This window comes from Citricoccus sp. NPDC055426 (assembly GCF_040677445.1).
Lineage (GTDB): Bacteria > Actinomycetota > Actinomycetes > Actinomycetales > Micrococcaceae > Citricoccus.
Genome location: NZ_JBFARZ010000002.1, coordinates 61171 through 75363, shown reverse-complemented (window position 1 = coordinate 75363; position 14193 = coordinate 61171). Strand labels below are relative to the sequence as shown.

14 protein-coding genes are annotated in these 14193 nt (G+C 71.3%); 11 read left to right on the top strand and 3 right to left on the bottom strand.

The features are described from left to right. Positions 1-14: 14 nt before the first annotated feature. Positions 15-1700, top strand: coding sequence for a ribonuclease J (locus AB0K08_RS04195; RefSeq protein ID WP_363352004.1), 1686 nt, complete (start codon positions 15-17; stop codon positions 1698-1700). An 80-nt stretch (positions 1701-1780) separates the two neighbouring features. Here the strand turns inward: AB0K08_RS04195 and AB0K08_RS04190 are convergent, their stop codons facing one another. Beyond that, positions 1781-2287, bottom strand: a complete 507-nt coding sequence (locus AB0K08_RS04190; protein ID WP_363352002.1) for a hypothetical protein — start codon at positions 2285-2287, stop codon at positions 1781-1783. 113 nt (positions 2288-2400) lie between these two features. On the opposite strand from AB0K08_RS04190, the gene AB0K08_RS04185 reads away from it, so the two are divergent. The 10 genes from AB0K08_RS04185 (at position 2401) to dapF (ending at position 12869) form a co-directional block, all read left to right on the top strand. After that, positions 2401-5487 carry a DNA translocase FtsK gene (locus tag AB0K08_RS04185; protein ID WP_363352000.1) on the top strand — a complete coding sequence of 1029 codons (3087 nt, stop codon included), beginning with the start codon at positions 2401-2403 and terminating at the stop codon, positions 5485-5487. 18 nt (positions 5488-5505) lie between these two features. Next, the gene (gene pgsA, locus AB0K08_RS04180) at positions 5506-6096 is read left to right on the top strand and encodes a CDP-diacylglycerol--glycerol-3-phosphate 3-phosphatidyltransferase (RefSeq protein WP_363351998.1); all 591 of its coding nucleotides are present in this window, start codon (positions 5506-5508) and stop codon (positions 6094-6096) included. Between the two features lie 62 nt (positions 6097-6158). Continuing rightward, a complete protein-coding gene (locus tag AB0K08_RS04175) occupies positions 6159-6629 on the top strand; it encodes a nicotinamide-nucleotide amidohydrolase family protein (RefSeq protein WP_363352555.1) in 471 nt (156 codons plus the stop codon). A 158-nt stretch (positions 6630-6787) separates the two neighbouring features. Further along, on the top strand, positions 6788-7240 hold the full coding sequence (locus tag AB0K08_RS04170; protein WP_363351996.1) for a helix-turn-helix transcriptional regulator: 453 nt from the start codon (positions 6788-6790) through the stop codon (positions 7238-7240). A 142-nt stretch (positions 7241-7382) separates the two neighbouring features. Continuing rightward, the gene (locus AB0K08_RS04165) at positions 7383-7613 is read left to right on the top strand and encodes a DUF3046 domain-containing protein (RefSeq protein WP_363351994.1); all 231 of its coding nucleotides are present in this window, start codon (positions 7383-7385) and stop codon (positions 7611-7613) included. 219 nt (positions 7614-7832) lie between these two features. Continuing rightward, complete coding sequence (gene recA, locus AB0K08_RS04160; RefSeq protein ID WP_363351992.1) at positions 7833-8897, top strand: recombinase RecA; 1065 nt, start codon at positions 7833-7835, stop codon at positions 8895-8897. Beyond that, a complete protein-coding gene (locus AB0K08_RS04155) occupies positions 8897-9460 on the top strand; it encodes a regulatory protein RecX (protein WP_363351990.1) in 564 nt (187 codons plus the stop codon). Before recA ends, AB0K08_RS04155 begins: the two co-directional genes overlap by 1 nt. A 9-nt stretch (positions 9461-9469) precedes the next feature. Next, positions 9470-10984, top strand: coding sequence for a tRNA (N6-isopentenyl adenosine(37)-C2)-methylthiotransferase MiaB (gene miaB / locus AB0K08_RS04150; RefSeq protein WP_363351988.1), 1515 nt, complete (start codon positions 9470-9472; stop codon positions 10982-10984). A 7-nt stretch (positions 10985-10991) separates the two neighbouring features. Next, complete coding sequence (gene miaA / locus AB0K08_RS04145) at positions 10992-11906, top strand: tRNA (adenosine(37)-N6)-dimethylallyltransferase MiaA (RefSeq protein ID WP_363351985.1); 915 nt, start codon at positions 10992-10994, stop codon at positions 11904-11906. A 9-nt stretch (positions 11907-11915) separates the two neighbouring features. Beyond that, entirely contained in the window at positions 11916-12869 is a 954-nt protein-coding gene (gene dapF / locus AB0K08_RS04140; RefSeq protein ID WP_363351983.1) for a diaminopimelate epimerase, read from the top strand. 4 nt (positions 12870-12873) lie between these two features. Here the strand turns inward: dapF and AB0K08_RS04135 are convergent, their stop codons facing one another. Next, entirely contained in the window at positions 12874-13350 is a 477-nt protein-coding gene (locus AB0K08_RS04135) for a hypothetical protein (RefSeq protein ID WP_363351981.1), read from the bottom strand. 43 nt (positions 13351-13393) lie between these two features. Beyond that, complete coding sequence (locus AB0K08_RS04130) at positions 13394-14014, bottom strand: methyltransferase (protein ID WP_363352554.1); 621 nt, start codon at positions 14012-14014, stop codon at positions 13394-13396. Positions 14015-14193 lie beyond the last annotated feature (179 nt).

The window sequence follows — 14193 nt, the reverse complement described above, 5'->3', positions numbered from 1 at the left end:
AAGGGACCGAACCCATGGCCTCAGGGACCCGCCTGTCCACCCCTCCCGCGCTGCAGCCCGGCACCTGCCGGATCGTCCCCCTCGGGGGTCTCGGGGAGGTGGGGCGCAACATGACCGTCTTCGAGCTGGACGGCAAGATCCTCATCGTGGACTGCGGGGTGCTCTTCCCGGAGGAGTACCAGCCCGGCGTGGACCTGATCCTGCCGGACTTCAGCTACCTCGAGGGCCGCCTGCAGGACGTGGTCGGGGTGGTGCTGACCCACGGCCACGAGGACCACATCGGTGCCGTGCCGTACCTGTTGCGGCTGAGGCCGGACATCCCGCTGATCGGCTCCACCCTGACCCTGGCCCTGATCGAGGCCAAGCTGGAGGAACACCGAATCCGGCCCCTCACCCTCGCCGTCACCGAGGGTGACACCGAGTACCTCGGCCCCTTCGCGTGCGAGTTCGTGGCGGTCAACCACTCCATCCCGGATGCCCTGGCCGTGGCCATCACCACCCAGGCCGGCACCATCCTGCACACGGGTGACTTCAAGATGGACCAGCTGCCGCTGGACGGGCGCATCACCGACCTGCGCGCCTTCGCCCGACTCGGTCAGGCGGGCGTGGACCTGTTCCTCACCGACTCCACCAACGCGGAGGTCCCCGGCTTCACCACCACGGAGAAGGAGATCGGGCCGGTCCTGGAGTCCCTCATGGGGCGCGCGTCCCAGCGCGTGATCGTGGCCTCCTTCGCCTCGCATGTGCACCGCATCCAGCAGGTCCTGGACGCCGCACACGCGCACGGCCGCAAGGTCTGCTTCGTGGGGCGCTCCATGGTCCGGAACATGGGGATCGCCGCCAAGCTGGGGTACCTGAACGTGCCGGAGGGCATCCTGGTGGACCTCAAGCAGGTGGACCAGCTGCCGGGGGACCGCGTGGTGCTGATGTGCACCGGCTCCCAGGGGGAGCCCATGGCCGCGCTGTCCCGGATGGCCAACGGGGACCACCGCGTCCAGCTCGAGGCCGGGGACCTCGTCATCCTGGCCTCCTCCCTCATCCCCGGCAACGAGACCTCCGTGTTCCGGGTGGTCAACGGCCTGATGAAGCTCGGCGCGGACGTGGTGCACAAGGGCATGGCCCAGGTCCACGTCTCCGGCCACGCCTCCGAGGGCGAGCTGCTCTACTGCTACAACATCGTCAAGCCCGCCTACGTCATGCCCGTCCACGGCGAGACCCGCCACCTGATCGCCAACGGCCGGATCGCCCAGGCGACCGGCGTGCCGGCCGAGAACGTCCTGCTCACCGAGGACGGCTCCGTGGTGGACCTCGCCGACGGGGTGGCCCGCGTGGTCGGCCAGGTCGAGTGCGGCCTCGTCTACGTGGACGGCTCCTCGATCGGCGAGATCACGGATGCGGACCTCAAGGACCGCCGGGTGCTGGGCGAGGAGGGCTTCATCTCCATCATCTCCGTGGTCAACCGACAGACCGGCACGATCGTCTCCGGCCCGGACATCCACGCCCGCGGCGTGGCCGAGGACGATGCGGTGTTCGACGACGTCAAGCCCAAGATCGCCCGCGCCCTCGAGGAGGCGGTGCAGTCCAACGCGGACCACACCACCCACCAGCTGCAGCAGGTGGTCCGGCGTGTCATCGGCACCTGGGTCAACCGCACCCTGCGCCGCCGCCCCATGATCGTTCCGGTGGTCCTGGAGGTCTGAGGCGCCGCTCCGATCCGAGGGGCCGGAGCAGCAGGCACGGCCGGAACCTCAGCAGGGCGGTGCGGAGCGGGCGGCGAGCGTCAGTACCGCGGCGTCCACCGGTCCACCCGGGCCTTCGGCAGGGCGGTGGTGTAGACCACGGCGGCCAGGATGAAGGCCAGGACGAAGCCGAGCAGGGCCAGACCCAGCTGCTCCTGGCCCGCCGTCGCCGCCGGCCGGCCGAGGGAGGCGGCGACGTTGGCCACCACCACACCCAGCAGCCCGTACCCCGTGCCGAACGCGACCACCACCAGGCCCTTCTCCAGGTCATGCCAGTGGCCGGCCTGCGCGTGCTCACGGGCGAGGAGCCAGCCGACCACGAAGGCGACGGCCGCCGCGGCGAGAGCGACGCTCACCAGTGGCCAGTGCGCGGAGTACTGGGCGTTCCCCCGGCCGTCCACGTGGGAGACCCACAGCAGCGGCATCAGGCCGCTGGCCGCCGCCGCGGCGTAGAGGGCCACCACCAGGGCGACGGCCGCCGCAGGTGCCGTGCGGGTCAGCCCGCGGGTGCGGCGCTGCTCGCCGGCATCCAGGTGACGATCCATCATCCGCTCTGCTCCTCGCGCCGGCCGGAGGGACAGCCCCGGCGCCGCCGGAACTGTCGGCGGAACCCCTGTGTTGGTCACGGACAGGCTACAGGGACGCCGGTACCCTACGTAGCATGGCGACCCGTACTTCCCCGACGCGTTCGCAGTCCACCCGCTCCTCGAGTTCCGCCGCCCGCAAGGGTCCGGCGTCGAAGACCGGGACGTCGACTGCACGCAAACGCACCGCGCCCGAGCCACCGCCCGAGCCGCAGGGCAACCTGTTCGTGCGCGCGCTGCGCGGGTTCTGGATGGCCCTGGCCACGCCCCTCGGCGCCGGGGTACGCAAGATCGGCCGCGACGCGCGGATCGAGCCGGAGGACCGCCGGGACGGCACCGGATTCTTCCTCGTGGTCCTCGCCCTGGTCATCGGCTCCGTCGAGTGGTGGGGCCTGCGCGGCACCCCCGGCTACGGCACCGTGGTCCACCAGGTCGCCGCCGGCACCCTCGGGTGGGCCGCCCTGCTGTTCCCCGCCGTGCTGCTGATCGTCGCCGTCCGGTACTTCCGCACACCCCAGGAGCACCGGGACAACGGCCGTATCACCATCGGCCTGCTGACCCTGACCGTCGGGGCCGCGGGCATCGCGCACCTCGTGGCCGGGCTGCCCACCGTGGCCGAATCCTTCGACGACCTGTTGGCCGGCGGCGGGATCGTGGGCTACCTCGCCACCACCCCGCTGGCCTCCCTGCTCACCCCCTGGCCGGTCTGGGCCCTGATGGTGGTCCTGGTGCTCTTCGGACTGCTGGTGGTCACGGCCACGCCCGTGGGCCAGATCCCGCAGCGCCTGCAGGACGCCTACGCCTGGCTCACCGGCCAGCCCGACGGCGGCGCGGTCACCGAGCGCGCCGGGCGCTCCTCCCGCTCGGCGCGGGCCGACCGGGACGGCGACCCGGACCACGACCAGTCCTACCTGACCGAACACGACCGTCGGCGCCAGGCGAAGGGCGATGACAAGGACGGCCGCAAGCGCGGGCGCAAGGGCCTCAAGCTCTTCGGCCGTGACGCCGAGCAGCCGACCGCGGCCCTGGACCGGGACGGCGAGCCGATCACGGCCACGGAGGCCTACGAGACCGCCGTGATCGACGACGTGGAGACCGACACCTCGGAAGGCGCCGCCACCGCCGCCACCGCCGCCTCGTCCGCCAGCCCCGCCGAGGCCGCCGGACCGGCGATCCCGCCGGGGGTCCGCCGCCCGACCGCCGGGGAACTGGCCATCGCCCGCGCCAAACAGGCCGGTGGGCAGGCAGGCGAGCGGGCCGGCGTCGGGAGCCCTGCGGACCCGTCCGGCGAGGCGCCCGAGGGCGCGGCCGGGCCCGCGACCGAACCGATCGGCACCGTGGCCCCGGCCGCCGCCGTTCCCGCCACCCCCGTTGCCCGGCCGGCGGAGTTGCCGCCGATGCCGGCCCGATCCGAGCAGCTGCACCTGGGTGGGGACATCACCTACACGCTGCCGGAGTCCTCCCTGCTGCCCGCTGGGCCCCCGCACAAGGACCGCACCGAGGCCAACGACGCGGTGGTGGCCGCCCTGACCTCGACCCTGCAGCAGTTCAAGGTGGACGCCGAGGTCACCGGCTTCTCCCGCGGCCCGACCGTCACCCGCTACGAGATCGAGCTGTCACCGGGCACCAAGGTGGAGAAGGTCACGGCCCTGTCCAAGAACATCTCCTACGCCGTGGCGTCCTCGGACGTGCGCATCCTCTCGCCGATCCCGGGCAAGTCCGCGATCGGCATCGAGATCCCGAACGCGGACAAGGAGGTCGTGGCGCTGGGGGACGTGCTGCGCTCCAACGCCGCCCGCAAGACGGACCACCCCATGGTGATGGGTGTCGGCAAGGACGTGGAGGGCGGCTTCGTCATGGCCAACCTCGCCAAGATGCCGCACATGCTCGTGGCCGGTGCCACCGGCGCCGGCAAGTCCTCGTTCGTGAACTCGATGATCACCTCGATCCTGATGCGGTCCACCCCGGACGAGGTCCGTATGGTGATGGTGGACCCCAAGCGCGTGGAGCTCACCGCCTATGAGGGCGTCCCGCACCTGGTCACCCCCATCATCACGAGCCCCAAGAAGGCCGCCGAGGCCCTGCAGTGGGTGGTCCGCGAGATGGACACCCGCTATGACGACCTCGCGGCGTTCGGCTACAAGCACGTGGACGACTTCAACAAGGCGATCCGCGCCGGCAAGGTGAACCTGCCGCCGGACTCCAAACGCGTGCTCAAGCCGTACCCGTACCTGCTGGTGATCGTGGACGAGCTGGCGGACCTGATGATGGTCGCCCCGCGGGACGTGGAGGACGCCATCGTGCGCATCACCCAGCTGGCCCGGGCCGCCGGCATCCACCTGGTGCTGGCCACCCAGCGGCCGTCCGTGGACGTGGTGACGGGCCTGATCAAGGCCAACGTGCCCTCCCGGATGGCGTTCGCCACGTCCTCCGTCACCGACTCCCGCGTGGTCCTGGACCAGCCGGGCGCCGAGAAGCTGCTCGGCCAGGGCGATGCGCTGTTCCTGCCGATGGGCAAGTCCAAGCCCATGCGCGTGCAGGGCGCCTGGGTCAACGAGTCCGAGATCCACGCCGTGGTGGAGCACGTCAAGACCCAGATGACGGCCCAGTACCGCGAGGACGTGGTACCGGAGAAGGCCGAGAAGGTCATCGACGAGGACATCGGCGATGACATGGACCTGCTGCTGCAGGCCACCGAGCTCGTGGTGACCACCCAGTTCGGCTCCACCTCCATGCTGCAGCGCAAGCTGCGCGTCGGCTTCGCCAAGGCCGGCCGGCTCATGGACCTGATGGAGTCCCGCGGCGTGGTGGGCGCCTCCGAGGGGTCCAAGGCCCGCGACGTGCTGGTCCAGCCGGACGACCTGCCGGCCCTGCTGGCCACCATCCGCGGAGACACCCCGCCGGCGCCGGCGCCCAGCGAGGACGCGCCCGAGGCCTACGCCGAGGACGTGGTGCACGCCGAGATCCCGGAACAGTCCGGATCGAGGCCCTCCGACCAGGAGCTCGTGCGCGGCTCCCTGCCGGACGAGGAAGACGCCGGGGACGGCGGCTACGGCCGCGACCTGGTGGCCGACGACCTGTCCGGACGGCCCATGGCGGAGGACTGGTACGACGGCGAGGACGAGGACGGATCCGAGGACGCCTGGGACCTGACCGGCCGCTGAGAACCGTAGACTGCCGCCATGAGTGAGAACTGGAACCTGCCGAACATCCTGACCGGCCTCAGGATCGTCATGGTCCCGTTCTTCATCTGGACGCTCGTGGGCGGGGGCCCCTTCGGCGAGGACTCGATGGTGTTGCGCTGGGTGGCCTTCGGGCTGTTCGCGGTGGCCATCTACACGGACAAGCTGGACGGGGACATCGCCCGGGCCCGCGGCCTGGTGACCAGCTTCGGCAAGATCGCCGACCCCATCGCGGACAAGCTGCTCACCGGCGCTGCCTTCGTGGTGCTGTCCCTGCTGGGCGAGCTGTGGTGGTGGGTGACCGCGCTGATCCTCGTGCGCGAGTGGGGCATCACCCTGATGCGCCTGCTGGTGCTGAAGTACGGCGTGATGCCCGCCTCGAGGGGCGGCAAGCTCAAGACCGTGCTCCAGGCCGGTGCCCTGCTGGCGCTGCTGGCCCCGCTCGGCGCGCTGGTCGGGGACTGGTGGCTCTACGTCGGCTACACGCTCATGGCCGCCGCGCTGGTCGTCACCCTGGTCACCGGGATCGACTACCTGGTCAAGGCCGTCCGGCTGCGCCGATCGGCCCGGGCGGGCGAGCCGAGCCGGTGACCGAGCCGCTGACGGGGCCGCTGTCCGGGCCGAGCACGCCGGGGGAGACGCCGGCCGCCGTCGTGCACGGCCTGATCAGCCGGGGGCTCACGGTGGCCACCGCCGAATCCCTGACGGCCGGGCTGCTCGCGGCCACCCTGGCCGAGGTGCCCGGCGCCTCCGGCACCCTGCAGGGCGGCATCATCGCCTACCAGAACCACGTCAAGACGTCCCTGCTGGACGTGGACGCGGACCTGCTGGCCCGCCACGGGGCCGTGCACCCGGAGGTGGCCCGGCAGATGGCGGAGGGTGCCCGGCGGGCGACCGGGGCCGAGGTGGGCCTGGCGACCACCGGCGTGGCCGGACCGGAGCCGCACCAGGGCCGGCCGGTCGGCACCGTGTATGTGGGCTTGGCCGGGCTGGGCGGACCGGCGGGCCAGGCCCGCGGCGGCGGGGCCGAGGCCGTGCTGCTCCGCCTGGACGGGGGCCGGGAGGCCATCCGACGGGCCACGGTCCTACGGACCCTGCAGGAGGTCCTGGACCGCTGGGTGTGACGTTTGCATCACGGATGTCCCCCGCGCCGTGAGCGCCCTTGCCGCCGGGGGCGAGGTTGTCGGTAGGCTGGGGAACAAAATCCAGGCCCGTCATGGTTGTACACAGCAGTTGGCCTGATCGGCCATTCTCAGGACCCACTCAGGAGAAGACAGTAGACATGATGAAGCATCCGGTCACCGTCCACGGCATCACCCGTTGGCTGGAGACCGGCGACCGCGTTTCCAGCGAAACCCACGAGACCAAGGAGCACGCCGTGCCAGTCCTCCGCCAGGAAATCGGAGACGTCCTGCGTGACGTCCGCCAGCGCCAGCGTCGCACGCTCCGTGAGGTCTCCCACCACGCCCGCGTCTCCCTCGGCTACCTGTCCGAGGTCGAGCGGGGTCAGAAGGAGGCCTCCTCGGAGTTGCTCTCCTCCATCTGCAGCGCGCTGAACGTGCCGATGTCCCTCATGCTCCGCGAGGTCTCGGACCGCATCGCCCTGCAGGAGGGCGTGCACATCCCGGACACCGTCCCCGCCGACCTCGAGAGCTCCTTCGCGGCCGAGGAACTGGCCGCCCGCATCCCGGACGAGGTCCCGGACGAGTTCGGCCAGCTCGCCGGCAGCCACTGAGCAGCCAGCACCAGGACACCGGCACAGCGCCGCGACGGCACGGGCCGCAGACCACACGGTCTGCGGCCCGTTCGCCGTCAGCCTGGTGTCCGCTGTGCGGCTGGGGTACCGGGGCCTTCCGGGGCAGTGGAAGAATGGAACCATGAAGACCAGTGATTTCCGGCGCCTGATGGACGAGGAGTTCGGCCCCGGCAACGCGGGGGTCATCGCGACCTCCCTCGTGCTGCCGACGCTGCAGGTGACGGCCGAGCAGGCGCTCGAGACCGGTGCGGACCCCAAGGCCGTGTGGCTGGACGTCTGTGATCTGCAGGGTGTCCCGGAGTCGCGCCGGCTGGGCCGGGACATCCCCGTGAAGGACGGGGCGGGGGAGTGAACCCGGGACACGCCACGCGTCCGGCGCCCCAGTTCTTCGAAAACATCTTCGAACCGCTGTAAGCTCCTCCACAGGACATCCTCCGGGACGATTCCCGGGCCTGTCATCCACAGCACGAGCGGCGTACCGCTAACGCGTCCGAGGCGTGACGTAGGTTCGTCAGGAAAGCACGGGAACGGCCCACCGGCCGCCCTCCACCAGCACACCTAGGGGTGAATCATGGCGTCAGCCACAGACCGCAACAAGGCTCTGGAAGCCGCACTGGCCCAGATCGACAAGCAGTACGGCAAGGGATCGGTGATGCGTCTGGGGGACGAGGTCCGGGTCCCGATGGAGGTGATCCCCACCGGGTCCGTCGGCCTGGACGTCGCCTTGGGCATCGGCGGCCTGCCGCGCGGCCGTGTCGTGGAGATCTACGGTCCGGAGTCCTCCGGCAAGACCACCGTGGCCCTGCACGCCGTGGCCAATGCCCAGCGCAACGGCGGGATCGCCGCCTTCATCGACGCCGAGCACGCCCTGGACCCGGAGTACGCCAAGAAGCTCGGCGTGGACACGGACGCCCTGCTGGTCTCGCAGCCGGACACCGGTGAGCAGGCCCTCGAGATCATGGACATGCTGATCGGCTCCGGCTCGCTGGACATCATCGTCATCGACTCCGTGGCCGCGCTCGTGCCGCGCGCCGAGATCGAGGGCGAGATGGGAGACAGCCACGTCGGCCTGCAGGCCCGGCTGATGTCCCAGGCGCTGCGGAAGATCACCGGCCGGCTGGCCCAGAGCAAGACCACCGCCATCTTCATCAACCAGCTGCGTGAGAAGATCGGCGTGTTCTTCGGCAGCCCCGAGACCACCACCGGCGGCAAGGCCCTGAAGTTCTACGCCTCCGTCCGGATCGACGTCCGCCGCATCGAGACGCTCAAGGAGGGCGGCCAGCCCGTCGGCAACCGCACCCGCGCCAAGATCGTCAAGAACAAGATGGCCCCGCCCTTCAAGCAGGCCGAGTTCGACATCATCTACGGCGAGGGGATCTCCCGTCAGGGTGCACTCATCGACATGGGCGTGGACGAGGGCATCGTCAAGAAGTCCGGCGCCTGGTTCACCTATGACGGCGACCAGCTCGGGCAGGGCAAGGAGAACGCCCGCCGGTTCCTCAAGGACAACCCGGACCTGGCCGACGAGATCGAGACCCGCATCCTCGAGAAGCTCGGCATCGGCGTGGCCCCCGAGGGCGAGGACGAGGGCGGCGAGCCGCAGCTGCGCGCCGTCTCCGGCAACACCCCGGCCTGATGTCACCCCGTCACCTCCGCGCGGTCCCGGACGTCCCCGAGCACCTCGCGGCAGACCCGGAACCGGCCGCCGCGGAGGTGGCCCGGACCATCGTGCTGCGCCAGCTCACGGGGTCCCCGAAGTCCCGCCGGCAGCTCGAGGAGAAACTGGCGGAGAAGGACGTGCCCGCGGACGTGGCAGCCGCCGTCCTGGACCGGATGGAGGACGTCCGGCTCGTGGACGACACCGCGTACGCGGAGGACTTCGTGCGCACCCGCCAGCGCACCAAGGGCCTGGCCCGCGGTGCCCTGCGCCGGGAGCTGGCGCAGAAGGGCGTCAGCGGCGAGGCAGCCGAACACGCGCTGGAGGCCATCAGCGAGGACACGGAGCGCGAGGCCGCGGTGGAACTCATCGAGCGCAGGCTGCGCGGGCGCCCGGTGCCGACCGGGACGGACGCCGAGTCACGGGCCGAACGGGACAAGGCGGTCCGCCGCCTCGCCGGGATGCTCGCCCGCAAGGGCTACCCGCCGTCGATGGCGCTCGGCGTGGTCAAGGATGTGCTCGGTGGGACCGAGGACGACTAGGATGCTGCGGTGACTTCCGTGCCCCAGAGACTCGACGACCGGACGTACCAGGTCCGCACCTTCGGCTGCCAGATGAACGTGCACGACTCCGAACGGATCTCCGGGCTGCTGGAGGACGCCGGCTACGTGCAGGCGCTGGAGAGCTCCGAGCCGGACCTGGTGGTGTTCAACACCTGCGCCGTCCGCGAGAACGCCGACAACAAGCTCTACGGCAACCTCGGCAACCTGCGCGCGGTCAAGGACGGCCACCCCGGCATGCAGATCGCCGTGGGCGGCTGCCTGGCCCAGAAGGACCAGCAGACGATCCTGGACAAGGCCCCCTGGGTGGATGTCGTCTTCGGTACCCACAACATCGGCTCCCTGCCGGTGTTGCTGGAACGATCCCGGCACAACCAGCAGGCCGAGCTGGAGATCCTCGAATCCCTCGAGACCTTCCCCTCCACCCTGCCCACCAAGCGCGACTCCGCCTCCTCGGGCTGGGTGTCCATCTCGGTGGGCTGCAACAACACGTGCACGTTCTGCATCGTCCCGGCCCTGCGCGGCAAGGAGAAGGACCGCCGCCCCGGGGACATCCTCGCCGAGGTGCAGGCCCTGGTGGACGCCGGGGCCGTGGAGGTCACCCTGCTCGGGCAGAACGTGAACACCTACGGCGTGGAGTTCGGGGACCGGGGCGCCTTCGCCAAGCTGCTGCGCGCCTGCGGGGAGATCGAGGGGCTGGAACGCGTCCGCTTCACCAGCCCGCACCCGGCCTCGTTCACGGACGACGTCATCGACGCCATGGCCCAGACGCCCAACGTCATGCCCCAGCTGCACATGCCCCTGCAGTCCGGCTCGGACCGGGTACTCAAGGACATGCGGCGGTCCTACCGCTCGAAGCGCTTCCTGGGGATCCTGGACACCGTGCGCGAGCGGATGCCCCACGCCGCCATCACCACGGACATCATCGTGGGGTTCCCCGGGGAGACCGAGGAGGACTTCCAGGACACCCTGCGCGTGGTGGAGGCCTCCCGCTTCTCCTCGGCCTTCACCTTCCAGTACTCCATCCGCCCGGGCACCCCGGCCGGTGAGATGGAGGACCAGGTCCCCAAGGCGATCGTCCAGGAACGCTTCGAGCGGCTCACCGCCCTGCAGGACCGCATCAGCGCCGAGGAGTCCGCCGCGCTCGTGGGCACCCGGCAGGAACTGCTCGTCACCGGGCAGTCCGGCTCCAAGGACGCCACCACCGGCCGGCTCGCCGGGCGGGCCCCGGACCACCGCCTCGTGCACTTCAGCGTGCCGGACGGCGCCGAGACGCCCCGCCCCGGTGACTTCGTGACGGTCACCGTCACGCAGTCCCACCCTTACTTCCTCATCGCCGACCCCACCCCGGGCGACCCCGAGGGCTACGTGCTGCGCCGTTCGCGTGCCGGGGACGCCTGGGACCGCGCACAGGCCGACTCCTGTGGGGTGACCACGGCCGGCGCAGCCGCCGGGGCCGCCGGCGCCGGCGTGAGCCTGGGCATGCCCACCCTGCGCCCCGCGTGAGCACCTCATGACCACCGTGGGCGGCGACCCCCACCGCGAACCGGTCGTGGCCGTCGTCGGGCCCACCGGCACCGGCAAGTCCGAGCTGGCACTGGACCTGGCGGAACGCCTGGGCGGGGAGATCGTCAACACGGACGCCCTGCAGTTCTACCGCGGCATGGACATCGGCACGGCCAAGGTGCCCGAGGCCGCCCGGCGCGGGATCCCGCACCATCTCCTCGACGTCCTGGACGTGACCGAGGAGGCCTCCGTGGCCCACTTCCAGGGGCAGGTCCATGCGGTGATCGAGGACATCCAGTCCCGCGGGCTGCGACCGGTGCTCGTGGGCGGCTCGGGACTCTACGTCCGGGCGGCCCTGGACGAGCTGGAGTTCCCGCCCACGGACCCGGAGGTGCGGGCCGGCTTCGAGGAGCTGGGAGAGCGGATCGGGGTGGAGGGCCTCCGGGCGGAGCTGGCCCGCGTGGACCCGGCCAGCGCGGCGCGGCTGGCCGACGCCCGGCGGATGGTCCGGGCCCTGGAGGTCCATCGGATCACCGGCCGGACCTTCACCTCTTACATGCCGCAGCGGGTCCACCTGCGGCCCACCGTGCAGATCGGGTTGGACCTGGACCGGGCCGTGCTGTACGAGCGGCTGCGCGCCCGCGTGGTGGGGATGTCCGAGGCGGGCCTGCTGCAGGAGGTGCGTGCGCTGGACGCCGCCGGGCTGCGGCGCGGCCGGACGGCCTCCCGCGCGATCGGATACGCCCAGTTCCTCGCCGTGCTGGACGGGACGTCGGACCTGGAGACGGCGCTGGAGGACACCGCCACGGCCACCCGGCGCTTCGCCCGGCGCCAGCTCACCTGGTTCCGGGCCGACCCGCGCATCACCTGGTTCGACGCCGCCGCCCCCTCGCTGGCGGATGCGGTGCGGGCGCAACTCTAGACTGGAGCCATGACCCTGCCGATCGCCCGGGACCTCGACCGCCTGCGCACCGCGCTCGACCAGTTGTCCGGACTGACCTATACCAAGGGCCACGGCACCGGCAACGACTTCGTGCTCGTAGCCGACCTCGACGGCGAGACAGAACTGTCCCCGGACCACGTCGAGGCCCTGTGCGACCGCCACCTCGGGGTGGGGGCCGACGGCCTGATCCGGGTCGTCGAGTCGAGACATCTCATCGAGGGGCGGGACCTGCTCGCCGAGCACCCCGAGGCCACCTGGTTCATGGACTACCGCAACGCCGACGGATCCCTCTCCGAGATCTGCGGCAACGGGGTCCGCGTCTTCGTGCACTACCTGCGCAGGCGCGGACTCGTCCACCTGGAGCCGGGGCAGGCGCTGACCATCGGCACCCGCGCCGGCCTGCGCACGGTGGACCGTCTGGCGGACGGATACTCGGTGGACATGGGTCCGTGGTCCTACCTCGACCCCGAACTGGCCGAGGAGCGTGCCTCGGACTCACTCGTGCTGGCCGCGGGACTGGCAGACCCCCGGCCCGCCCTGAGCCTGTCGCTGGGCAACCCCCACACCGTGGTGGCGCTGTCCGAGGAGGCGGAGCTGCAGGAGGTGGACCTGACGCGGGCGCCGAACGTGGATCCGGTGCCGCCGAACGGCAGCAACGTCGAGTTCGTGGTCCCCGCCGACCCGCTGTTCTACGAGGGGGTGGGCCGCGTGCAGATGCGCGTGCACGAGCGGGGTGTGGGGGAGACGCTGTCCTGCGGCACCGGGGCCTGCGCCGCCGCCACCGCGGTCCGGCTGTGGGCAGGGGACCAGGACGCACTGCGGTGGAGCGTGGGCCTGCCCGGGGGCACCCTGGGGGTCGAGTTCCGCCCGCAGCCCGACGGCTCGGAACGCGTCGTCCTGTCCGGGCCGGCCGTGCTGGTCTCCGACGGCACGGTGGTGTGACGGCTCACCCGGTCGGTGGGTCACCCATCGAGAACTCGGTGACCTGGCCGTAGTGCTCACCGGCAGATCGGATCCAGACGGTCAGCTCGCCGGCGTCCAGCGCCTCGTCCAGCACGGGAACCTGCAGCTCTCGTGGAGCCAGGTCTGCTGTGCAGGGACCGTGCGTCGCCGCCGGATCGGTCAGCACGACCTGCTGGATGCCGTCTTCGCGGACCGAGAGGTCCTCGACCAGGACCGGGCAGCTCGAACTGCCGAAGGTCGTCAACACCAGCATGTCGGGCCGGGCCCACTGCAGCATCGGGCCGAACTGGTCATCGGGACGAGCACCCCCGGACAGCCGCTCGGCCACCGTCCCCTGCTCCGAGACGTCGACGTGCGCGATGACCTCGGGCACGTCGTCGTCCGCGCCGCCGCAACCGCTCAGCGCCAGGGCGGAGAGGGCCAGGACGCCGGCCGTCGACCGGCGGATCCGTGGGGACATGAGGGCCTCCTGAGGTACGTTGCTGCGCTGAGCATAGGCCGCCTCAGTCGCGTTCGACCAGCAGTATCCTGAAACCCTTCTCCGTGGCGTGCCGGGAGGCGGTGAACCGGCCCGGATGGCGTTCCTCCAGCGCGGTGCGGATCCACGGCAGCAGCGAATCGGCGCCGAGGTTCTTCTGCACCACCAGGAACGCCTGGCCACCCGGTGCCAACCGCGGCAACCAGTGCAGCAGGATCGCGTGCAGCGCCTCCTTGCCCACCCGGATGGGGGGATTGGACCAGATCAGGTCGAAGGTGGCCTCTTCCGGGACCTCCTCGGGGCGGTAGACCGTGAGGTTCTCCACGCCCAGCGCCGCGGCGTTGTCCCGGCACAGCTGGGCCGCTCGGTCATTGACCTCGACGGCGGCCACCTCCGCCGCGGGCCTGGCCAGCCCCAGCGTGAGCGCCAGCGGCCCCCAGCCGCAGCCGATGTCCAGGAAGGATCCGGACTCCGGTGGTGGGGGCACCGTGCGCAGCATGGCGGCGGTGCCCTTGTCGATCCCGTCCGGGGAGAAGATGTGGTTGGCGGTCTCCACGGCCACGGAGCGACCGGCCAGGGTGACCTCGAGCCGGCGCCGGTGCTCGGGGCCGACCGGCTCGGCGGAGAAGTAGTGCGCGGAATCCATCACGGCCCGATGCTACTTGACACCGCGCCTATACTGGATGCATGTGGATTTTCCTGCGCTGATTCCGGACCCGGTCCTCCCCGCCCTGCCGCGGGTCGAGGCGTCCTGAAGCCACCCACCCCCGATGCACCTGATTCCTCCGCGCGCCCTGGCGCGCCCCCATGACGTATGAAGGAGGC